23 protein-coding genes and 1 pseudogene are annotated in these 22,130 nt (G+C 60.8%); 12 read left to right on the forward strand and 12 right to left on the reverse strand.

Going from position 1 to position 22,130, the window contains the following annotated elements; translation table 11 throughout:
* Positions 1-41: 41 nt before the first annotated feature.
* Together J3P95_RS22425 and J3P95_RS22430 are read right to left on the reverse strand one after the other, a co-directional pair.
* Positions 42-341 (reverse strand): chaperone modulator CbpM, encoded by a 300-nt coding sequence (locus J3P95_RS22425; protein WP_434558815.1) that lies wholly within the window; start codon positions 339-341, stop codon positions 42-44.
* 221 nt (positions 342-562) lie between these two features.
* Positions 563-1,504, reverse strand: coding sequence for a DnaJ C-terminal domain-containing protein (locus tag J3P95_RS22430; RefSeq protein ID WP_434558816.1), 942 nt, complete (start codon positions 1,502-1,504; stop codon positions 563-565).
* 292 nt (positions 1,505-1,796) lie between these two features.
* Between J3P95_RS22430 and J3P95_RS22435 the strand changes: the two genes are divergently transcribed.
* Complete coding sequence (locus J3P95_RS22435) at positions 1,797-3,062, forward strand: Hsp70 family protein (protein WP_434558817.1); 1,266 nt, start codon at positions 1,797-1,799, stop codon at positions 3,060-3,062.
* Between the two features lie 104 nt (positions 3,063-3,166).
* Here J3P95_RS22435 and J3P95_RS22440 read toward each other — a convergent pair whose 3' ends face one another.
* From J3P95_RS22440 to J3P95_RS22455, 4 genes are all read right to left on the reverse strand, one after another.
* Entirely contained in the window at positions 3,167-4,180 is a 1,014-nt protein-coding gene (locus J3P95_RS22440) for an AI-2E family transporter (RefSeq protein WP_186610775.1), read from the reverse strand.
* Between the two features lie 138 nt (positions 4,181-4,318).
* Positions 4,319-4,615, reverse strand: coding sequence for a PsiF family protein (locus J3P95_RS22445; protein WP_434558818.1), 297 nt, complete (start codon positions 4,613-4,615; stop codon positions 4,319-4,321).
* Between the two features lie 128 nt (positions 4,616-4,743).
* Positions 4,744-5,634 (reverse strand): alpha/beta fold hydrolase, encoded by an 891-nt coding sequence (locus tag J3P95_RS22450; RefSeq protein WP_434579601.1) that lies wholly within the window; start codon positions 5,632-5,634, stop codon positions 4,744-4,746.
* A 112-nt stretch (positions 5,635-5,746) separates the two neighbouring features.
* Complete coding sequence (locus J3P95_RS22455; protein ID WP_434579600.1) at positions 5,747-6,385, reverse strand: FMN-dependent NADH-azoreductase; 639 nt, start codon at positions 6,383-6,385, stop codon at positions 5,747-5,749.
* A 128-nt stretch (positions 6,386-6,513) separates the two neighbouring features.
* Between J3P95_RS22455 and J3P95_RS22460 the strand changes: the two genes are divergently transcribed.
* Together J3P95_RS22460 and J3P95_RS22465 are read left to right on the forward strand one after the other, a co-directional pair.
* Entirely contained in the window at positions 6,514-7,455 is a 942-nt protein-coding gene (locus tag J3P95_RS22460; RefSeq protein ID WP_434558821.1) for a LysR substrate-binding domain-containing protein, read from the forward strand.
* 56 nt (positions 7,456-7,511) lie between these two features.
* The gene (locus J3P95_RS22465; RefSeq protein WP_186610770.1) at positions 7,512-8,042 is read left to right on the forward strand and encodes a ferritin-like domain-containing protein; all 531 of its coding nucleotides are present in this window, start codon (positions 7,512-7,514) and stop codon (positions 8,040-8,042) included.
* Between the two features lie 3 nt (positions 8,043-8,045).
* On the opposite strand, the gene J3P95_RS22470 is transcribed toward J3P95_RS22465, so the two are convergent.
* Complete coding sequence (locus tag J3P95_RS22470; protein WP_434579599.1) at positions 8,046-10,121, reverse strand: AsmA family protein; 2,076 nt, start codon at positions 10,119-10,121, stop codon at positions 8,046-8,048.
* A gap of 388 nt (positions 10,122-10,509) precedes the next feature.
* On the opposite strand from J3P95_RS22470, the gene J3P95_RS22475 reads away from it, so the two are divergent.
* From J3P95_RS22475 to J3P95_RS22515, 9 genes and pseudogenes are all read left to right on the forward strand, one after another.
* Positions 10,510-10,926 carry a hypothetical protein gene (locus tag J3P95_RS22475; RefSeq protein ID WP_434579598.1) on the forward strand — a complete coding sequence of 139 codons (417 nt, stop codon included), beginning with the start codon at positions 10,510-10,512 and terminating at the stop codon, positions 10,924-10,926.
* A 156-nt stretch (positions 10,927-11,082) separates the two neighbouring features.
* Positions 11,083-11,715 carry a TetR family transcriptional regulator gene (locus J3P95_RS22480; RefSeq protein WP_186610767.1) on the forward strand — a complete coding sequence of 211 codons (633 nt, stop codon included), beginning with the start codon at positions 11,083-11,085 and terminating at the stop codon, positions 11,713-11,715.
* A gap of 473 nt (positions 11,716-12,188) precedes the next feature.
* Positions 12,189-12,572 carry a DUF6124 family protein gene (locus tag J3P95_RS22485; protein WP_434579597.1) on the forward strand — a complete coding sequence of 128 codons (384 nt, stop codon included), beginning with the start codon at positions 12,189-12,191 and terminating at the stop codon, positions 12,570-12,572.
* Positions 12,573-12,599: 27 nt separating this feature from the next.
* A pseudogene (locus tag J3P95_RS22490) lies at positions 12,600-12,683 on the forward strand (TetR family transcriptional regulator); the annotation flags it as partial.
* 261 nt (positions 12,684-12,944) lie between these two features.
* Positions 12,945-13,445: an urease accessory protein UreE gene (gene ureE / locus J3P95_RS22495; protein WP_434558824.1), complete on the forward strand. Its 501-nt coding sequence runs from the start codon at positions 12,945-12,947 to the stop codon at positions 13,443-13,445.
* Positions 13,442-14,146, forward strand: coding sequence for an urease accessory protein UreF (locus tag J3P95_RS22500; RefSeq protein WP_434579596.1), 705 nt, complete (start codon positions 13,442-13,444; stop codon positions 14,144-14,146). The genes ureE and J3P95_RS22500 overlap by 4 nt, the downstream gene beginning before the upstream one ends.
* A gap of 9 nt (positions 14,147-14,155) precedes the next feature.
* Positions 14,156-14,770 (forward strand): urease accessory protein UreG, encoded by a 615-nt coding sequence (gene ureG, locus J3P95_RS22505; RefSeq protein WP_186638549.1) that lies wholly within the window; start codon positions 14,156-14,158, stop codon positions 14,768-14,770.
* A gap of 32 nt (positions 14,771-14,802) precedes the next feature.
* Complete coding sequence (locus J3P95_RS22510; RefSeq protein ID WP_434579595.1) at positions 14,803-15,375, forward strand: HupE/UreJ family protein; 573 nt, start codon at positions 14,803-14,805, stop codon at positions 15,373-15,375.
* Positions 15,376-15,509: 134 nt separating this feature from the next.
* Entirely contained in the window at positions 15,510-16,643 is a 1,134-nt protein-coding gene (locus J3P95_RS22515; RefSeq protein WP_434579594.1) for an AGE family epimerase/isomerase, read from the forward strand.
* A gap of 139 nt (positions 16,644-16,782) precedes the next feature.
* Here J3P95_RS22515 and J3P95_RS22520 read toward each other — a convergent pair whose 3' ends face one another.
* The 5 genes from J3P95_RS22520 to J3P95_RS22540 all read right to left on the reverse strand — a co-directional run bounded on the left by J3P95_RS22520 (position 16,783) and on the right by J3P95_RS22540 (position 22,071).
* Positions 16,783-17,547, reverse strand: coding sequence for an SDR family oxidoreductase (locus tag J3P95_RS22520; RefSeq protein ID WP_434558831.1), 765 nt, complete (start codon positions 17,545-17,547; stop codon positions 16,783-16,785).
* Between the two features lie 744 nt (positions 17,548-18,291).
* Positions 18,292-19,008, reverse strand: coding sequence for an ABC transporter ATP-binding protein (locus J3P95_RS22525; protein WP_186638545.1), 717 nt, complete (start codon positions 19,006-19,008; stop codon positions 18,292-18,294).
* Positions 19,005-19,877: an ABC transporter ATP-binding protein gene (locus tag J3P95_RS22530; protein WP_186610758.1), complete on the reverse strand. Its 873-nt coding sequence runs from the start codon at positions 19,875-19,877 to the stop codon at positions 19,005-19,007. Before J3P95_RS22530 ends, J3P95_RS22525 begins: the two co-directional genes overlap by 4 nt.
* Complete coding sequence (livM, locus tag J3P95_RS22535; RefSeq protein ID WP_186610757.1) at positions 19,874-21,154, reverse strand: high-affinity branched-chain amino acid ABC transporter permease LivM; 1,281 nt, start codon at positions 21,152-21,154, stop codon at positions 19,874-19,876. The genes J3P95_RS22530 and livM overlap by 4 nt, the downstream gene beginning before the upstream one ends.
* Positions 21,155-21,156: 2 nt before the next feature.
* On the reverse strand, positions 21,157-22,071 hold the full coding sequence (locus J3P95_RS22540; protein ID WP_434558835.1) for an ABC transporter permease subunit: 915 nt from the start codon (positions 22,069-22,071) through the stop codon (positions 21,157-21,159).
* Positions 22,072-22,130: the final 59 nt, after the last annotated feature.

Raw genomic sequence — 22,130 nt, forward strand, 5'->3', positions numbered from 1 at the left:
AGGTTTTTGCCTGTCCAGGCCCGATGCGGTGGGCAGCGCTGTCAGCCCACCCAGCGACCCAGTTGCTGGCGCAGCCGACGGTTCTCGGCGCGCAGTTGCTGGACTTCTTCCAGCAGGTCCAGCGCCAGGGCGACGCCTTCCCATTCCAGGTCCAGGTCTTGCCGCAGCTTCGCGGCACGCTTGGCCAGGGTCAGTTCGTAATCGGTAAAACGCCAATCCGTCGGAGCCGCGCCGTGGGGTTCGAGGATGCCATGCTCGACGATTTCGATCACATGGACATCGGCCAGGGCGGCGGCTTCGCAGAATTCCACCAGGTTCAGTTCAATGATCGGGTTGTTCATGATCTGCTTCTCCCAATGCTTTAACTGTCGAGTCTAGCCAGGATTGTGGCAAGTCTGACTGTGGCGAGGGAGCTTGCTCCCGCTCGGCTGCGCAGCAGTCGTAAAAATCTGCCAACCGGTTTTTACTGGCGCTCCGTGTCGAATGTTTCGGGGCTGCTTCGCAGCCCAGCGGGAGCAAGCTCCCTCGCCACAGGGGTTGTTCACAAGCCGTTCATCACTGATTAGAAATTCTCCCGCGGATCGAACGCGGCTTTCTTCGCCAGTTCTGCCCACAGCGTCTTGACTGCTTCGTCGCTGGCCTTGGGCATCACGGCCTTGAGCTGCACGAACAGGTAGCCGCGCTCGCCGGCCTTGTTGCGCAAGCCGTGGCCCTTGGCGCGCATGCGCTGGCCGTTCTGGCTGCCGGCCGGGACCTTGAGGTTGATCTTGCCGGTGAGGGTCGGCACCGCCACTTCGGTGCCCAGCGCCAATTCCCACGGAGCCAGCGGCAAGGTGATGATCAGGTCCAGGCCTTCGACGTCGAACTTGGGGTGCGGGGCGAAACGAATGGTCAGGTACAAATCGCCGTTGGCGCCACCACCGACACCTGGCGCACCCTGGCCCTTGAGGCGGATGCGTTCGCCGTCGGTCACCCCCAGCGGGATCTTCACGTTCAGGCTCTTGCTGGTGTTGCTGACGTGCTGGCCCGCGGCGTTGTACTGAGGCACCTGGAAAGTGACCTTCTTCGACTCGTTCGACAGGGTCTCTTCCAGGAAAATCGGTAGTTCCATTTCCACGTCTTGCCCTCGACGGCCGGCGCTGCGACCTGACTGTCCGCCGCCGAAACCCGGCCCGCGATTACCGAAAATCGAACTGAAGAAGTCCGAGAAGTCCCCCGTGTCCTGGCCGCCGCCAAAACCGCCACGGCTCTGCCAACCCGGCGGCCCCTGGAACGGCTGGCCGTGCTGGCCGTAGCGGCGCAAGTCGTCGTACTCGGCGCGCTTGTCGGCGCTTTTCAGCGCTTCATAGGCTTCGGAGACGTCCTTGAACTTGGTCTCGGCGTCCTTTTCCTTGCTCACATCCGGGTGGTACTTGCGCGCCAGCTTGCGGTAGGCAGCCTTGATCGTGCTGTCGTCCGCCGTTGGCTCGACACCCAGGATCTTGTAATAGTCTTTGAAATCCATCTAAGCATCACCATCCGTTATCGATGTCGCACCGCCACGCACAGCATGCCCGGATAACCGGACAGCGGGTTGACCGACCTCAAGATTGGGACCGGGCGGCACGTCAGAAGTTTATCGGCAGCTGGTGGCGGTTCTTGCGTCCGCCCTGTGCTGCCAGTCATGCCAGCAAGTTTGGGGGTGTGAAGCCGTCTTTCAAGGCCAGTGCTTGCGAATTAGCGGACAATCGGCCTTCGAATCCGCCTCGCACTGACATACACTGCGCGGCCGTTTTTTCAACTGGAACCCGAAAGACATGAAAAACGCATCCCCGGCCCGTGCCTGCGGCATCGACTTCGGCACGTCCAACTCCACCGTCGGCTGGCTGCGCCCCGGCATGGAAACGTTGATCGCGCTGGAGGACGACAAGATCACCCTGCCCTCGGTGGTCTTCTTCAATTTCGAGGAGCGTCGCCCGGTGTACGGCCGCCTGGCGCTGCACGAATACCTGGAAGGCTATGAAGGCCGGCTGATGCGTTCACTCAAAAGCCTGTTGGGCTCCAAGCTGATCAAGCAGGACACTAGCGTGCTCGGCACGGCGATGCCCTTCAAGGATCTGCTGGGGTTGTTCATCGGCCAGTTGAAGCAACGTGCCGAAGCCACCGCCGGTCGGGAATTCGAAGAAGTGGTGCTGGGCCGTCCGGTGTTTTTCGTCGACGACGATGAAATGGCTGACCAGGAAGCGGAAAACACCTTGGTAGACGTCGCCCGAGCCATTGGTTTCAAGGAAGTCTCCTTCCAGTACGAGCCCATTGCGGCGGCCTTCGATTATGAGTCGACCATCGAGAAAGAAGAGTTGGTGCTGATCGTCGACATTGGCGGCGGTACCTCGGACTTTTCCCTGGTGCGCCTGTCCCCCGAGCGCCGCATGCACGACAACCGTCACGCCGACATCCTCGCCACCGGTGGCGTACACATCGGCGGGACCGATTTCGACAAACAACTCAGCCTGCAAGGCCTGATGCCGCTGTTTGGCTACGGCAGCCGGATGAAAAGCGGCGCCTACATGCCCACCAGCCACCACATGAACCTGGCGACCTGGCACACCATCAACGCGGTGTACTCGCAAAAATCCACCCTGGCCCTGGCTAGCATGCGCTACGACATTGAAGACACCGGCGGCATCGACCGGCTGTTCAAGCTGATCGACCAGCGTGCCGGGCACTGGTTGGCGATGGAAGTGGAGGAAACCAAGATCCAGTTGACCCACGCCGACCAACGCCATGTCGCGCTGGACCGCATCGAGCCGGGCCTGAGCGTGGACCTGAGCCGGGCGCTGTTCGAATCAGCCATCGACGGCTTGCTGGAGCGGGTGCGCGGCAGCGTCACGCAGTTGCTCAACGATGCCAACGTGCGGGTCGATCAAGTCGACACGGTGTTCTTCACCGGCGGCTCCAGTGGCATCCCGGCGCTGCGCAACAGCGTCTCGGCCATGCTGCCCCAGGCGCGGCATGTGGAAGGCAATATCTTCGGCAGTATTGGCAGTGGCTTGGCGATCGAGGCGATGAAGCGCTATGGGTGAGAAGCAGCTTTGAGCTTGGAGCTGCAAGCTGCAAGTAAGAGCAGTCGGGCGGCGCGGCTGGCTTGAAGCTTGAAGCTTGAAGCCCAAAGCTTACAGCTGCCCCCCTACACCATCCCCACCTGCTTCAACTCGCTCTTGAGATACGCGTAGTAGATCGGTCCTGCCACCACTCCCGGCAGGCCGAACGCGGCTTCGAAGACCAGCATCGCCATGAGCAATTCCCAGGACTTGGCGCTGATCTGTCCGCCGACGATACGGGCATTGAGGAAATATTCGAGCTTGTGGATCACGATCAGGTAGCCCAGCGCGGCCATCGCCACCCAGATCGACAGCGACAAGGCGACGATGGTGATCAGCGTATTGGACATCAGGTTGCCGATGACCGGCAGCAGCCCCAGCAGGAACGTCATCACGATCAGGGTCTTGGTCAACGGTAGCTGGATGCCGAACAGCGGCAGCACCACCGCCAGGAAAATCCCGGTGAAGAAGGTGTTGAGCAGGGAGATCTTGATCTGCGCAAATACGATGTTGCGAAACGCCTTGACCAGCAGGTTCAGGCGATCGAACAGCGCGGCGGCCAGGGGTTTGCGCTTGGTCAGGTCGGGGATGCGCTGCAAGGCGACGATGGCGCCCAGCACCATGCCGATCAGCAGCGTTACGAACATGTGGGCCGCGTCCTTGCCCACCAGCTGCAAGTCGCTCAGGTGCTTGCTCATCCAGTCACCAATCGCCACCCGGAACTCGGCGGCGCTGGCCGGCAGATAGGCGTCGATGAAGGGCGGCAATTGCCCACGGGCGCGGTCCACCACGCCCATGAATTTATCCAGGGAAGCCCCAGGGTTCTCCGCTTCATGCAGCAGGAAACTGAAGGCACCGGCGAAAATCAGGCTGAGTACACTGACCACCAGCGTTCCCAGCAGCGCCACCGCCACCCAACGGGCGCGCCGGCCTTCGATCAATCGTTGCAGCTGCGGCGTGAGCATGTTGACCAGCTCGAACACCAGCAACCCGGCCAACAGGCTCGGCAACAGGCGCAGCGGCAGCACCAGCAACAACCCACCAAAAATGATCACCCAACTGATCACCAACAACACATGACGCTGAGAAAACGTTGGCATACAGCCCCAGAACAAAACGAGCGTGAAAGGATCGGCAGTCTGCCAGCGTTCGGCGGGCAGCACTAGGCATTGTATCGGCCGACCTTGGTCGGGGTTCAGGTGTTTTTCTGCCTCATGGACGCAGAACAATTCCAGATTTTATTTTTTCTTCAGGCATTCACTCATGAAGGTCTTGCGAGCATCGCCCTTCAAGGCCTGGGTGGTGGCCGTGGCGTTGCAGGTCTTCATGCGCTCCTGCGGCGTGCTCGGTTCGGCGGCGACCGGAGTGGCCTTCAGGCAGTTGCTCATGAAAGCTTTGCGTTCGTCGCCCTTGAGGGCCTTGGCAGTCGCGTCGGCATTGCAGGTGGTCATCTTGGTCTGTTGGGCCGTGGCGGCGAAGCCCTGGGAACACAGCAGCAAACCGATCATCAACAAGGGTATGCGCAGCATCTTCATGGTGTTTCTCCTGGTTGCCGCCCGAGGAGGACGGCGATGAGGTGCAGTGTAGACAAAGCCCGTTACACCTTTCCAGATCGACTCTCGTGTCGCTGCTCGCGATGAAGTTGCTAATGCCGTCCGACGGACTAAACGCCGGCTGACTTCAATCGTTCGGCATGCTCGACAAACAAGCGAATGGGTTCCGCCCCCTTGCCCACCAACCCTAGCGACTGATTGACGATGTCGAAATGGTCCAGCGGGTAGTCATCGCGGATGACCGTGCCCAGGTGCGAGCTATAGCGCCCGACCATCCCGTCGCACTGCCCCGCCTCGCGCACGAAGGTGCGAGCAAACAACCGGCAACTGCGGTTCGTCCCGTCGAGCAGGTTGCGCCCTTTATCGGTCTTGCCCGGCTGCAAGGTCCCGGACCAGGAGTAATAACGCACGCCACCGACTTCTTCCGGCCCCTGCCCACCCCAGGTTTGTGGTAACCCCTGTGGATAACGCTCGTTGAACAGTGCTACCCCGGCGGTTGTCAGCGAGGCATGGGAGGCTTGAATGTCGACCGGCAGTTTTGGCCCGCGATAACCGCTGTCCAGCAAGCTCATCATTGCGTTGATCAACCGCAACAAGGCGCTGAGCAATCGTCCTTTGGCGCTGTCGGCCGGGTAGTGGGTGTGCAGGTAATCCGCCAGTTCGGAACCGTGGTTGGTGCCGGCCACCGAGGTGACTGACGCGACCAGGTCCGGGCGCCTGGCGGCGACGTAGCGAGCAGTGAGAGCGCCCTGGCTGTGGCCGATCAGGTTGACCTTCTGCGCGCCGGTGTTCCGCAGGATTTCCTCGATTCGCGCCAAAAGCTGCTCGCCACGCACCTCGGAGGAATGCAGCGGCGAAACCTTCACCGCAACCACCACGGCCCCGCCTCGGCGCAGCGCAGCGACGATGCCGTACCAGTACGGATACAACACCAGGCGAATGAAACCGAGCATGCCTGGAACCAGCACCAGCGGGTAGCGAGTGGCACAGCGCTGCGACATGGCGACATCCTTGAGGTCAAAAGTGGTCAGCATCGGTATCGATGATGACCAGTCTATGACACCCGGGTCACTTCAGCCTGCGCTGAATCCACGACCCGGCGCTGGATGCCTCTCAGAATGTCCCCGCCAGCGCCAACAACCGCTGCTCGGCCTCGGCATAGGAACGGGCAAAGCTGTGCTCCGCCGACTCTTCTCCTTCGGCGGCCACCACCGTCACATCGCTGATGCCGATAAATCCCAGGACGGTACGCAGCCACGTGTCGGCGTGGTTCATGGCCTCCAGTTGACCACCGGGACCAAAGCCGAAATCGCCACGACTGGTCACGATCAAAGCCTTCTTGCCCAACACCAACGGTTCGTATTGCGAGACGCCGTTATCCAGGCGGTGATTGAACGTCAGGCCGATGCGCACGATCTGGTCGATCCAGGCCTTTATCCCACTGGGCACGCCGAAGTTATGCATGGGCGCGCTGATCACCAACCGCTCGTGGGCCATCAGCTCCGCCACCAAGGTGTCGCTCAAGGCCAGGTCGGCCCGCATGGTCAGCGGCCGTGCCTGCGGCTCGGGGTGGAACGCTGCCGCGATAAAGGCTTCGTTGACTGGCGCAATGACCGTTCGGCCGACTTCGCGGCGGGTCGCTTGGGACTGTGGATTGACGCCCTGCCAGGCGCTTATGAAAGCTTCTGCCAGACGCCGGGAATGGGACCGCTCACCGCGAGGACTGCCCTGCACCACAAGAATTGTGCTCATCTGTATAACCTCATCGTCAACTACAATTCGAACTGCTTGTAGCTTTAAGCTTGAAGCTCACAACTGCTTTCATTCAAATGAGCGTTAATGCACCTGGATGAGTTTTTCTCATTCATTGGAGATTACTGATGTTTGCCACCTTGCCCCTCAACGCCCTGCGCGCCTTTGAATCCGCCGCACGGCTGCTCAGTTTCAAGGCGGCGGCCCAGGAGCTTTCGGTCACACCGACGGCGGTTTCCCATCAGATCCGCTCGCTGGAAACCTGGCTGGGCTTGTCGTTGTTCGAACGGTTGCCCCGCCAGGTACGACTCACCGAAGGCGGGCAACGCTTGTTCCATAGCCTTCACGGCGCCTTGCTGGAAGTCGCGCAAAGCGTGGATACCTTGCGCCCACAACGCAGCACCAGCCACCTGACGATTTCCACCACGGCCGCATTTGCCGCCCTATGGCTGGTGCCACGCCTGGGCCGGTTTTATGCGCGCCATCCGAGCATCAACGTAAGGCTGGACACCCACTGCGAAGTCATCGACCTGCATCAGGACGCCAGCGTGGACATGGTGGTGCGCTACACCCTGGACAACTATTCGAACCTGTACGGCCTATGCCTGTTCGACGAGCGCTTCGGCGTCTATGGCTCGCCCGAGCAAGTAGCGCTGGCAGCCGCGCAGCCGCCGACGCTGATCGGCGTACGTTGGCACAACTCCAAGCTGTACGCCCACGGCTGGGATACGTGGTGTGCCCAGGCAGGCGAAACCTGGCTGAGCCGCCAACCGTGCATGCGTGAATACGATGAAGAGCACTACGCCTTGCAAGCGGCCATTGCCGGACAAGGGCTGGTACTGGCGAGCAACATACTGGCGTCCGAAAGCGTCGCCAGCGGCCTGTTGGTGGGCTATCGCCCGCAGGTCCAGGTCAACGGCGCAGGCTACAGCGCGCTCTGCGTCCCTGGCCGTGAACGCCATCCGCCGGTGCGGGCTTTTTTCCAGTGGGTGGAAGAAGAAGCGCGCATGACCGGGCACGCCCTGAAAAATTCGGTAAAACTTTTCCAGGATCGGGTCACTCAGAATTAGAGCGATCGCGCCTACAGAGCGTGACGCCTAACCGGATCAGCCTCCAGGAGAACGAGATGAGCGACATGCACTTATCCGACGTCACGACCCTGCGCGAACGCGCGCGGCAAAATGTCCAGAATGGCGCGGTCACCGAAGGCTACAACGCCGATCGCCAGGAGATCATCCGCCTGCTCAACGAAGCATTGGCTACCGAACTGGTGTGTGTGCTGCGCTACAAGCGCCACTACTTCATGGCCACCGGCCTTAAGGCCAGCGTGGCGGCCAGTGAATTTCTCGAACACGCCAACCAGGAAAACGAACACGCCGACAAACTCGCCGAGCGCATCGTGCAATTGGGCGGCGAGCCGGAGTTCAACCCCGACCTGTTGACCCGGCACTCCCATGCCCAATACGTGGCGGGCAACACCCTCAAGGAAATGGTGTTCGAGGACTTGGTCGCTGAACGGATCGCCGTCGACAGCTACCGGGAAATCATCCAGTACATCGGTGACAAAGACCCGACCACGCGGCGTATTTTCGAAGACATCCTGGCTCAGGAAGAAGAGCACGCCGATGATATGGCCGATATCCTGGCCGACCTGTAATCGCTAGCGGGTTGGCTTGACCGTCACCGGCGCCTTGCCCGCTTTCATCTGCTCCAGCAGCGGCGCGCACTGGTTCGGCTCGCCGCCGCTGGGCGCCACCAACGCCAGCAACCCGGCCGCTGGCGCGGCGATTACACCCAAGGCCACCATCCCCGCCCCGCGCAGCATCAGCGGTACGGCCTTGACCCCCGCGGCGGGCTTGGCAAAGGTCCCGCGCACGTACAACGGTGAGCGCAGGGATATCAATCGCCAGCCTTTGGACTCCGGGGTGATGGTCAGGTCCAACTGCTCGGTGGCCATGTTCGCCGTGCCGTCGATGTAGATAATCGCGTTCTCGGTATCGAATACGAACAGCCGCGTTGTCGCCAGGCCGGTCTTGATGTCGAAGTCCGCCGCCGCGCAGTTGATCTTCACTTCCTTGTCGCCGAAGACTTTCCCTACCACGTAATTGCCGACGTTGAGTCCGGCCAGTTCCATCAACTCCCGACTGATAGCGCCATCATTGATGAGCATCTTCAGCGTGCCATTGGACGTCCCCAGCAGGGCCGCGACCGAGTTACCGCGCCCGGAGAGATCGGCGTCGCCATTGAGCTCGCCGAAACTGGTTTTCATCGGCTCGAAGCCGGGAAATAGCTGCTTGAGCTTGAAGCCTCGCGCCGTCAACTTCGCCCGGCCTTCGAGCGGCTGGGTGTGGCCATTGAGGCGAATCTGCGCATCGAGCCGACCGCCGGCCACGCCAAAGCGCAGGGGCTCGAGGCTCAGTTGACCGTCGTTGAGCACCAGGTGCGTGTAGAGGTCGTTAAAGGGCAACTGCTCGCTGTGGACAATGCGCTTGCCGGTGAACTCCACGTCGGCGTCCATCACGCCCCAGCGTTCGGTGCGGAACTCCTCTACCGGCAAGACCTTGTCGGACGGTTGCTTGCTGGCGCCGCCCCGGGCTTTTTGTTCAGTGTTGGAGTCAGCACCGATCAGCGGTGCCAAATCGCTGAACAACAGCTGATTGGAGACCAACGCGCCGCTGAGTTTCGGTCGGGGCTGACTCGCGACATAGGCCAGGTCGCCATGGATATCGCTGTCGCCGATCTTGCCGTTGAACGCCTCATAGCGAAATTGCGCGCCGTCCGGCTCGTGGAGCTTGGCGATCAATCGACCGTCGGTGGCGTAGGGCGGCGAATCCGGCAGGGTGACGCCGGTCAGTGGATAAAGGTTGGCCAGGCTGTTGCCTGCCAGCTTCAAGCGCAGGTCAAGGGCGCCGAGGTTCTTCGGGTCAGTGAGAGTGCCGGCCAGTTCGATGCGGGTGTCGGCGATCTTTGCCTGGGCCTGCAACGGGAATGGTTGCGACGCATCCTGTAAGGCCAGCAGTCCGCCAACCTTGCCGGAACCGCTGAGCGCCTGGCCGTGGTACTGCCCGTCAACCTTGAAGGCGAAGGCATAATCCTGCGCCGCAGCGCCCTGCTCCCGGACTTTTTTCGCGGTTTTCTCGCCAACGATGTCGCTGAACGGAATCGGCTTGCCCAGCGGATCGATCAGCAGGTCGAGCCGGGTCTTGAGCGTCTGGTCATCGAGAACGACATGGCCCTTGTCGAAACCGATGGCGCCAATGTCCACCACCCAATTGGACGGCTCGGCCTGTGGGTCCTTTGGATCGAATTGAAACGTCCAGTTGGCGCGCCCGTCGGCCAGGCGCTGCAGATTGGCGTTGGGTTCAGTCAGGTCGATGCGCGGAATCTCCACCCGTTGGGCCAGCAGGGCCAAAGGCGAAATGCGCAATTCAACGCGCTTGAGCGTGGCCATTTGCGGTGTCTTCGACCAGTCCGGGTTGCCCAGGGTCAAGTCTTCGGCCACGACATGGGGCCAGGGCATCCACGCTCGCCACCCGCCTTCGGTTAGCTCGCGCCGCCACACCACCGCCAGGTTGCCATTGATTGCAAACGGACGATGCAACTCCTCGGACACCTTGGCGTTGAGCGCAGGCTTGATGCGGTTCCAGTCGAACAATGCAAGGAACAACACCAGCACCGCCAGCAGAACGACGAGGCAGGCAAGGCCCCAAGCAAGGATTTTCGAGGTGCGCGTCATGCACAAGGCTCCTGATGACAAACCAGCGTCCGGACCGCGACGCCTGGGCAACACGAACCTGGACCGGCTCGCTGCATAAATGATTGGACTGGCGAAACGGCCGACAGGTTTACCACCATGCGCAAAGAACGGCACGAAAAAACACTCCGGATCCTGACCAGGTCGTCAGCTACCTGTTACCGGCACCGCGCTATTGCGGGGCGCAAGTGAGTACAAACTACCCACTCTAGAGCAAAACGGCCCCTCCAAAAGGCCCGTTCTAGAGCCTTTCCGTCGAACAATCAATTCTGTTGATTATTACCATTGCGTTTATGAACTTTTATATCGACTTATCGAGAGTAGCATTGCCCTCGTACCCACTTTTTAGCCCTTCCGAGGAGCACCGATCATGAAACGCCAATTACTGATGAGCCTGTCCCTTTCACTGCTGGCCTCTACGGCTTTCGCCCTGCCAGCCTCCGAACAAGCCACACCCCAGGTCAAGGATAGCCAGTCTGTCTATAGCCAAACCGTAGCCGAAGGTGGTCGTGACCGCCTGGAAGAAAAAGGCTTGGTCGAGGACGGTTATGACCGCACCAAGCAGAATGATACCTTTGCAGCTGACGGTTCCGACCGTACTCCCGGCCAGACCCTCGCCGAAGACGGTTCTTCGCGCACTCCACAAGGTCAAACCCTGGCAGCTGACGGCTCCGACCGCACTCCAGGCCAAACCTTGGCGGCTGACGGCTCCGACCGCACCCCAGGCCAAACCCTCGCCGAAGGCGGTGGTGATCGCGTGATCGAACGCAACAGCACAGTGAGCTGAGCCCATGGTGGCCCGGAAAAAAGCCCGATTCCTTGAATCGGGCTTTTGACTTTTCAAGCCCCTCGTTTTCCAGCCTGAACCCCCTCTACCGTTCGACGACGGCAAAGCCGATTTGCTAGAGTGCATCGCTCCCATGACTCGGAAGTCAGTCTTGCGATGCTGCCCCGCGCCGAACAGAAACAACAGACCCGAAATGCCCTGATGGACGCAGCCCGCCATTTGATGGAGTGCGGCAGGGGATTTGGCAGCCTGAGCCTGCGCGAAGTCGCCAAGGCGGCGGGCATCGTGCCCACCGGGTTCTATCGACACTTCGATGACATGGACCAACTGGGCCTGGCGCTCGTCAGTGAAGTCGGCCAGACCTTTCGCGCGACCATCCGGCTGGTGCGCCACAATGAATTCGTCATGGGCGGCATCATCGATGCGTCGGTGCGGATCTTTCTCGACGTGGTCCACGCCAACCGGTCACAGTTCCTGTTCCTGGCCCGCGAGCAGTACGGTGGTTCACAGCCGGTACGCCAAGCCATCGCAAGACTGCGCGAGGACATCAGCTCGGACCTGACCGCCGACCTGGCGCTCATGCCGAAACTGCAGCACCTGGACCTGGCGGGGCTGAACGTGATGGCCGACCTCATCGTCAAAAGCGTCTTCGCGACGTTGCCGGACATCATCGACCCGCCCGCCGAAGCCCTGCCCGAACACCTCACCCCCCAAGCGAAGATTACCCAGCAATTGCGATTCATCTTCATTGGTCTCAAGCACTGGCGTGGGTTGGGCAGTACTGAATAACTGTCCGCATGCTTCCTCTGGGGGAGCGAGCCTGCTCGCGATGGCGGAGTTGACCAACCCTCTCGCTCCATCAGACATTCAAATCAAAAAATCGCAGCTTTCGGCAGCCGCTAGGCAATTTCTGTAGGAGCTGCCGACCGCTGTGATCTTTCGGTGCTTTTTCCCCGTCAAACCCTCGGACATTTCCTTCAATATGCCGGGCTGTTCATGAACTAGGCAGCGCTTTCGAGCGCCGCTAACCTCTATTCGTCATCGCAAAAAACGGTGACACGGACGTGCAAGTCCGGATTGGTACGCAATTGGTTATGGCTATTGACCGAGCATTTTTTTATGCTCGCGTCCGTTATGGCAATTGTGCGTGGGAGACCTTCGGGTTTGCCGGCGGTACCAGACCGGTCTTGCACACCTACGCACAGTTGCCACCTCTTCGAATGCAAGCGAAAGGATGTCGACCCAAACTCTGGTACATAGATATGGTCAAGCATTCACCGAATCCCCCGCAAAACGAACACAAATCCCGCGTCGAAAAACTCGAAGAAAAACGCCTCGAAGACGCCACCAACCGCGCCCTCGACTACTACCTGAAACCCCAGCCCGCCCCCTTGCCGGAACCCGACAAAGACCAGCTCTTCATCGTCTCCCCGCACATCGACACCGAAACCCTGCTCGCCAACACCTCCGAAGACCTGCTGTCGATCAGCACCATCGCCGCCGACCTGGCCGACGACATCGACGAATCACGCCGCTGCATCGCCCTGGCAATCAGCCGCATGGCCGATGGAGTTCAGTTGTTGGTCGAGCGGGCATTGGATCATCTGGAGACCAAGGAGATGGCGGCGCCTGGCGCCAAGGGATAACGCTTTGTCTTGATGCAAGCTGACCCGACGCCCCAAGCGAAGATGACCCAGCAATTACGGTTCATCTTCATTGGCCTCAAGCATTGGCAAGGGTTGGGCAGTACTGAATAACTGTCAGCATGCCTGCTCGCGATGATGGCGTCGGGTCAGTCAGCATTTGATGTTAATGATGCGCCGCTATCGCGAGCAGGCTCGCTACCACAATGTCTTTTTATACCAGCCGCAAAATGGTGCACACCATCGCGATACGCACCAACATGGCACGCAACCTGGCCCATCCTGAAACGCCATCCCCAGATATTTCCTACGCCCTCTTCGATTGGCAAGCCCCTTGCTCTAAACACAGCATTGTTCATTGCTGGAAGCACTCCAATGCTGGTGATCCACCGCAGAATCGCCGCCCAATCGCACTGGGACGCCGAGTTGCACCTGACCTTCGATGCCCGCAGTAAAAGCCGCCTGCGCTGTTTCAGTGCCGAGGGTGAAGATGTGGGTCTGTTTTTGGAGCGAGGTCAGCCGCCGCTTTATGACGGTGAATACTTGCGAGCCGAAGATGAGCGCATCGTGCGCGTCTGCGCACGCCCCGAACAGTTGCTGCACGTCACCTGCGCCAGTGCGTTCGAACTGACCCGCGCGGCTTACCACCTGGGCAATCGCCATGTGGCGCTGCAAGTGGGCGACGGCTGGCTGCGCCTGCTGGACGACTACGTGCTCAAGGCGATGCTTGAACAACTCGGCGCCAGCGTCGAGGCCATCGAAGCGCCGTTCCAGCCCGAACACGGCGCCTATGGCGGCGGTCATCACCATTCCCGGCACGGCGATGAAGACTTCAACTACGCGCCGCGCCTGCATCAGTTCGGCGTGCGCACATGAATCCGGCCTGGGCGCTGCTGCGTCTGGCCAGCCCACAACTGCCGATCGGCGGCTACAGCTATTCACAAGGGCTGGAAATGGCCGTCGACAATGGCCAGGTCAAGACGCCTGACGATGCTCGCCGCTGGATCAGCGATCAAATGCTGCTGAACCTGGCGCGCTTCGAAGCGCCCTTGCTGCTGGCCCATTGCACCGCGGCGGCGGCCAACGATTGGGAGGCGCTGCTACGACTGTGTGGAGAGCACCGCGCCAGTCGGGAAACCCGCGAGCTCTATCAGGAGAGCCGGCAAATGGGCTACTCGTTGCAGCAATTGCTCGTTGGCTTGCCGGAGCTCGACAGCGCGGCACGGGGCTTTCTTGAACAGCTCAGTCTTGAACAGCTCAGCCTCGAACAGCGCAGCGAACCGCACCTGGCTCTGGGCTGGGCCCTGGCCGCCCGAGCGTGGCGCATCGAGCCGCAGGACGCCCTCGCCGCCTGGCTCTGGAGCTGGCTGGAAAATCAATTGGCGGTGCTGATGAAGACTTTGCCGCTGGGCCAGCAAGCCGCCCAGCGCCTGACAAGCGAACTGTTGCCGTTGCTGCAGCAGGCCCAGCAGATCGCCTCGACCATCGACCCCGAACATTACGGCAGCGCCGCGTTTGGCCTTTCCCTGGCGTGCATGGCCCATGAGCGCCAGTACAGCCGCCTGTTCCGTTCCTAGGAGATACACATGAACACACAACCTCTGCGCGTTGGCATTGGCGGCCCGGTGGGATCCGGCAAAACCGCGCTCACCCTGGCCCTCTGCCTGGCCTTGCGCGATCGCTACAACCTGGCGGTAGTGACTAATGACATCTACACCCGCGAAGACGCCGACTTCCTGGTGCGCAACGAAGCCCTGGCGCCGGAGCGGATCATCGGCGTGGAAACTGGCGGCTGCCCGCACACGGCAATCCGCGAAGACGCGTCGATCAATCTCGAAGCGGTGGACCAGTTGAACCGGCGCTTTCCCGGGCTGGACCTGATCCTGGTTGAATCAGGTGGCGACAACCTGTCGGCGACCTTCAGCCCGGAACTGTCGGACCTGACGATCTATGTGATCGACGTGTCGGCCGGCGACAAGCTGCCGCGCAAGGGCGGACCGGGCATCTGCAAATCCGACTTGCTGGTGATCAACAAGATCGACCTGGCGCCGCTGGTGGGCGCCTCGCTGGAATTGATGAACAGCGACACCCAGCGGATGCGCAACGGCAAGCCTTTCGTGTTCAGCAACCAGAAAACCGGCCAGGGCCTGGAGGACATCATCGCCTTTATCGAGCGCCAGGGCCTGCTGACCGCCGCGTGAACATTTTCACTTTCAACAAGGAAGCTTTCTCCATGACATTCAAACGCACCCTCGCCGCCCTCGCTTTGCTGCTAAGCCCCGCGCTGGCATTCGCCCACCCGGGCCACGGCGATAACGGCCTGATCGCCGGGCTGGGCCACCCCATCGGCGGGCTCGATCATCTGTTGGCGATGCTGGCGGTGGGCTTGTGGGCCGCGCAACAACAAGGCGCGGCGCGCTGGGCGCTGCCGTGCACGTTCGTCGGCACAATGTTGTTCGGCGGCCTGCTGGGCTTCGAGGGCCAGGCTCTGCCTGCGCTGGAAAGCGGTATCGCGGCATCTGTATTGGCCCTGGGCCTGGCGGTGGCGCTGGCGGTGCGTCCTCCATTGAGTCTGGCGGTGGCAGCGACGGCATTGTTCGCGCTGTTCCACGGCGTGGCCCATGGACTGGAGCTACCTTACATGTCGAGTCCGTGGACTTATGCGATCGGTTTCGTCGCGGCAACGGCGGCACTGCATGGCGCGGGCTTCGCCCTGGTGCGGGTATTGCCACGGGCGGCCGCGCCCTTGGTGCGCTTGGCCGGAGCGGCGTCGGCGGCGGCTGGGGTTTGGTTGTTGGCAGGCTGATCAGCTAACACCTGCACGACCTTTATCGTGGGCAGGCTTGCTCGCGATATGGGTCGTGCAGGCGCATCTCTACGAAGTCGACCACTCTGCTACCATGTCGCGCAATCGCTCCCCAGCCGTGACGACGTTCGCCAATGCCTGATGCTTCCCGCCCTGCTCACCCGCCTGAATTGACTGCCCTGTTCACCACGGTGCAGAGGCATTTTCACGACGTGATCGTGCCCATGTGGCTAGGCCCGGGCTGGAATGCCGAGTTGGCATTGCCCTACGAATCCCTCGATTCCCAGCACACGCCGCTGCCGCCGCAACGTTACCGGGCCATGGCCTGTGCACGACAGTTGTATGTGTTCGCCAGCCTGATCGGAGAAGTACCGGATGCCCAAGAGCGGGCCGCTGCGTTGTTCCGCTCGCTGCAACGGCATTTCCATGATGCCGAACATGGCGGCTGGTTCTACAGCATCGATCCGCAGGGCGCGCCGCTGGATACCGGCAAGGATCTCTACACCCACGCCTTCATCCTCTTCGCCTGCGCTCACTACTGGAGCAAGGTTCGCGAGCCGCTGGTGGAGTCCACGTTGAATGTGGCGCTGGAAGTGATCACGCAACGCTTCGCCACCGGCGACGGGCTTTACGAAGCCAACCTGGGGCGAGACTGGGGGAGCCGCAAGTCCGGCCCGCTGCAAAACCCGCTGATGCACCTGGCAGAAGCGCTCCTCGCGACACTGTCGGTTCGCGACGATGCCAACGTGCGCCAGGCGTTGCTGGGCCTGTGCGATGGAATGTCCAAGCACTTCGTGCACCCTGGGCAGAAAGTCATCATGGAAAAACCGCTCAAGGCTGTGGATAACTGGTTCGAACCGGGCCACCAGTTTGAATGGTATTTCCTGCTGGCCTCATCGCCCTTGCTGCGTGATGGAAAACTGCAAACCGCGCTGGAGCGCAGCTTCAGCCACACCGAACAACTTGGCGTGGAGCCGCAGTCGGGCGCGGTGTGCGCCATGCTTGGCCTGGAGCCACAGGGGCCCGCGCGTGACGCCACCCAACGCATCTGGGCCCAGGCCGAGTATTTGCGCGCACTTACATTGCGTCCGGGAAGCGAAGGGCCTTTGTTGCGCCAGTTACAGGCGTTGCAGGAGCATTTCCTGCACCCCCAAGGCTGGAACGAATGCCTCGACGCCGGTGGCAACATCAGCCGCCGGGACATGCCGTCCACCACGCCGTATCACCTGCTGACCTGCTACCGCGGGCTGGCTGACTACCTGGCTTGACCTTAACCTGTGGCGAGGGAGCTTGCTCCCGCTGGGCCGCGCAGCGGTCCCAGAAAACTTACGACTGCTTCGCAGTCGAGCGGGAGCAAGCTCCCTCGCCACAAGAGCTCATCTGTTCAACTCGACGTAACGCCAGCGGTCAGGCCTTGTTGCGCTCGATGGCGAACCCGGCCCAGGTCTGGCTCACCGGCATCAATTCAAGGCTGTTGATGTTGATGTGCGCCGGCGCGTTGAGCACCCAGTAAATAGTCTCGGCGATGTCCTGCGGCTGGATCGGCTCGGCGCCGGCGTAGGTCGCGTTGTAGCGTTCCTGATCGCCGCCAAAACGCACCAGGGAAAATTCGCTTTCACACAAACCCGGCTCGATATTGCTCACCCGCACGCCCGTACCTTGCAGGTCGCAGCGCAGGTTCAAGGAGAACTGTTTGACGAACGCCTTGCTCGCACCGTACACGTGGCTGCCTGGGTACGGATAGTTACCGGCAATGGAGCCCAGGTTTACGATCCCGGCTCCACGTCCATGGGCGATCAGGCGCGGCAGCAACAGGCGCGTGCTGTAGATCAGGCCTTTCACGTTGGTGTCGACCATGGTGTCCCAATCATCGAGGTCGCACTTGGGCGCTGGGTCGACCCCCAGGGCCAGGCCGGCGTTGTTGATCAACCCGCGCAATTTGGCGAAGGACGGCGGCAGGTTGGCGATGGCGTCTTCCATGCCCTTGCGATCGCGCACGTCCACCACCAGCCCGTGGACTTCGGTCTGCTTCGATAACTCGGCGCAGAGTGCATCAAGGCGTTCTTCACGACGCCCGGTCAGCACCAGTTTCCAACCCGCCTCGGCAAAACGACGGGCACAGGCTTCACCGAAACCGGACGTCGCGCCAGTGATAAACAGGGTGTCAGACATGGTGTTCTCCTTGCTTGGGCTCAAAGCCATTGAATGGAAATCGGCCCACAGCATGCCCGGCCTGGCCCGCCAGGGGCAAGGCTTGAACACGTGCTTTTGGCGGCGACGGTGCTCAAAAAACAACCAGGTCTCTCGGAGCCTTGCCAAACAAGGGCTGCAGCGGGTTGCGCGCACCTTATCCACAGGCAGGTCCACAATAATCGGGGGCAAGTCCAAACACTGGAGGCCGCTGTGCATAAGGCTTTGCGGGCAATTTGGAAATTTTTTTCGCTTGACCGGGCAAGTCAGGTTGTGCAGCGCAGTTTCTCTGCTATAAGCCAAGGCTTGATAGCGCGATGGCTCCAAGCCAGCAACGACGGCGCTCAGCGCGGTCTTTCCAGAGTTTAGTCACAGACTTATCCACAGGCTTGCGCACCGGCTATCGAGGCACTTCTGCCGCGCAGAAAACTGTTGACAATAGCCACTCCCGCTTGCGCAAAAACGCCTGATCAAAAAACGATCATACCGCTGAAAGCCACGTAGACAAAGGCTTACAGCCAGCTACTCCCACCTTACCCACAGCCGGCTCCACAGCAAACGGGGACAAGTCAAAACTGTGACAAAACAACTGTTTGCGGTGACTTTATGTCGCGGTTTCACAAGGGTTCAGGATTGTTTTCCACAATTGCCGAAGATGCCCAAAGGCTGGATCTGGGGGATAAAAAAACCGGCGATCACTCGCCGGTTTTTCATCGCAGCATCAACTCAATGCCCGCCCAGGTACGCGTTGCGCACCTCCTCGTTGGCGAGCAGTTCCTTGCCGGTGCCGGTCAGGCGGATTTCGCCGTTGACCATCACATAGGCCCGGTCCGACAGCTTGAGGGCGTGGTTGGCATTCTGTTCCACCAGGAAGATGGTCATCCCGGTGGAGGCCAGTTCACGCAGGGTCGCGAAGATTTGTTTCACCACGATCGGCGCCAGCCCCAGGCTCGGCTCATCGAGCAGCAACAACTTGGGCCGACTCATCAATGCCCGGGCGATCGCGAGCATTTGCTGTTCGCCGCCGGACATGGTCATGGCCCGCTGGTTGCGCCGTTCCTTGAGACGCGGGAACAGCTCGAACATGCGCTGCATGTCTTCGCTGGCGTATTTGTCTCCGATAGGGATGGTGCCCATCAGCAGGTTTTCCTCGACGGTCATGTCGGGGAATACCCGGCGCCCTTCCGGTGACTGCGCGATGCCGTTGGACGCAATGTAGTGCGACGACTTCTGGGTGATGTCCACGCCCTGGTAAATGATCTGCCCGCCCGCCGCCCGCGGCTGGCCGAAGATGGACATTAGCAGCGTGGACTTGCCGGCGCCATTGGAGCCGATCAGGCTCACGGTTTCGCCTTCACCAATGTGCATGGAGACTTTCTTCAGGGCCTGGATAGGCCCGTAGAACACGTCCAGCTCCTTGAGTTCAAGGATAGGCCCACTCATACCAATTCCTCTTCATCGGCACCCAGGTAAGCCGCGATCACCTTCGGATCGTTGCGAATCGCCTCGGGACCGCCCTCGGCGATCACGTTGCCGTGGTCCAGCACCACGATGTGGTCGGAAATGCTCATTACCATGCCCATGTCGTGTTCGATCAGCACCACGGTCAGATCGTGCTCGTCGCGCAGCAGCCGGATCATCGCGCTCAGCGCTTCGGTTTCCTGAGGGTTGAGGCCAGCCGCTGGTTCGTCGAGGCAGATGATCTGCGGACGGGTGCACATCGCCCGGGCGATTTCCAGGCGGCGCTGCTGGCCGTAGGAAAGCTCACCGGCCAGGCGGTTGGCGCAGTCCACCAGATCCACCACTTCCAGCCAGTAGAAGGCGTGATCCAGGGCATCGCTTTCCGCCTTGCGGTAGCCCTTGGTGTTGAGGATGCCCGCCACCAGGCTGCGGTTGACCCACATGTGCTGGGCCACCAGCAGGTTTTCCAGCACCGACATTTCCTTGAACAGGCGAATGTTCTGGAACGTACGCGCCAGGCCCGCGCGATTCACCAAATGGGTGCCACCGAACATCTTGTAGTACAGCCGGCTGGCGAAAGACTTTGGCGAGACGAAGTCGGTCGGGCGAAACGCTTCGCCCAACAGCTTGATGACGTCGGTTTGCTCGCCGCGCACGCTGAGCTCGATCTTGCCGCCCGAAGCCTTGTAGAAACCGGTCAGGCAGTTGAAGACCGTGGTCTTGCCCGCACCGTTGGGGCCGATCAGGGCGAAGATCGAGTTGCGCTTGACCTGCAGGCTGACATCGCTGAGGGCCTTGATGCCGCCGAACTGCATCATCAGGTTTTCAACTTTGAGTACGACTTCGCTCATGGCGCTACCCCCTTGCGCGGCGTCACACCGGTACGGCTGATACGAATCAGGCCACGCGGGCGCCAGATCATCATCAACACCATCAGCACACCAAACAGCAGGACTCGATATTCAGAGAAGCTGCGCAGCAGCTCCGGTGCCACGGTAAGCACGAAGGCGGCAATCACCACGCCCACGGTCGAGCCCATGCCGCCCAGCACGACGATCGCCAGGATCAACGCCGACTCGAAGAAGGTGAACGATGACGGGTTGACGAAGCCTTGGTAGCTGGCGAAGAACACACCTGCCAGGCCCGCGGTCGACGCACCGATGGTGAACGCCGAAAGCTTGACCAGCACGTGGTTCAGGCCCATGGAACGGCAGGCGATTTCGTCTTCACGCAGGGCTTCCCAGGCGCGACCGACCGGCATGCGGGTCAGGCGATGCTTGATGTAGAGCACCAGCAGCACCGTGATGAACAGCACGATGTAGATGAACAGAAATTTGATATTGGGGTTGTAGTCGATACCGAAAAACTCATGGAAAGGCACCCCGCCTTCCTTCGCCCTTCGACCAAACTCCAGGCCGAAAAAGGTTGGCGACGGCACCGGCATGCCATTCGGCCCCCCCGTGAACGACAGCCAGTTATTCAGCACCAGCCGGATGATCTCGCCAAAACCCAGGGTCACGATGGCCAGGTAGTCACCGTGCATTCGTAACACCGGGAATCCCAATATGCACCCCGCCATTGCCGCCGCAATGGCTGCCAGCGGCAATACAGTCCAGAACCCCAGCCCCAGGTATTGATAGCCCAGCGCCAGGCCATAGGCACCGATGGCATAGAACGCCACGTAACCCAGGTCGAGCAACCCGGCCAGGCCGACGACGATGTTCAGGCCCAGGCCCAGCAGCACGTAGATCAGGCCGAGGATGACCACCGTGAGCACGTACTTGTTGGCGAAAAACGGGAACACGATGGCAATCACGATCAGCGCGGGGATGATCCAGCGCAGGCGCGACTTGTAGTCTGGCGGCAACACGTGCACGCCGGAGCCGGTGCTTTCGAAACCCTGGAGAATCTTCAGTCCCTTGGGGGTTTGCAGGAACAGGCTCAAGGCAAAGCGCCCGACCATCACGATCGCCACCAGCCAGCCGACACGGGCCGGTTGCAGGTTGAAGCTGTAGCCGTCGAGCACCACGCCGACGATCGGCCCGAACACGATCAGCGAGATCAGGCCGGCCAGGATCGCGTCGATGACGCTCTTTTTGATATCAAGCGGTTTATTGGCAGCAGACATACTTATACCTTCGCCACGAGTGGGCGACCCAGCAGGCCTTGGGGACGGAAGATCAGAATCAGCACCAGCAGCGAGAAACTGAACACGTCTTTGTAGTCGGAGTTGATCAGACCGGCGAACAGCGACTCGGAGATCCCGAGGATGATCCCGCCGAGCATTGCCCCAGGCAGGGAGCCGATGCCGCCGAGTACCGCCGCGGTGAACGCCTTGATGCCGATGATGAAGCCAGCATAGAAGTCGAACGTGCCGTAGTTCATGGTGATCAGCACACCGGCCAGGGCCGCCATGGCCGCACCGATGATGAACACGTAGGAAATCACCCGGTCGGTGTTGATCCCGAGGATGGAGGCCATCTTGCGGTCTTGCTGGGTAGCGCGGCACATGCGGCCGAGCTTGGTGTACTTGATGATGTAGGTCAGCAGCGCCATGCCGGCGAATGCGGCAATCAGGATGAAGATCTTGGTGTAGGTGAGCTGCACGAAGCCGGTACCGATGTCGACGCGCATGGCGCCTTCAAGTAGCGTCGGCACACCCTGTTGGCGGGCGCCCTGGCTGATCTGTGCGTAGTTCTGCAGGATCAGCGAGATGCCGATGGCGCTGATCAGCGGTGCCAGGCGGGTGGAGTTGCGCAGGGGTTTGTAGGCGACGCGTTCGATGACCCAGCCGTATACCCCGGTGACCACGACCGTGAACACGAGGGTGCCAAGAATCATTAGCGGAAAGGATTCAATACCGAAGTAAGCCAGCAGAGCCAGACTGATTGCCGCGAGGTAAGCGGAAATCATGTAAACCTCGCCGTGGGCGAAGTTGATCATGCCGATGATGCCATAGACCATTGTGTAGCCGATGGCGATCAGACCGTAGACCGACCCGAGGGTCAGGCCATTGATCAGTTGCTGCAGGAAAATACCATCCATAACGCAATCTCACGCAGTGAGAACCTGCACACCCTGGGGCGTGCGGTTCTTCTAAGGAA

It is taken from the genome of Pseudomonas sp. Z5-35 (genome assembly GCF_051131945.1).
Taxonomy (GTDB): Bacteria; Pseudomonadota; Gammaproteobacteria; order Pseudomonadales; family Pseudomonadaceae; genus Aquipseudomonas; species Aquipseudomonas marvdashtae.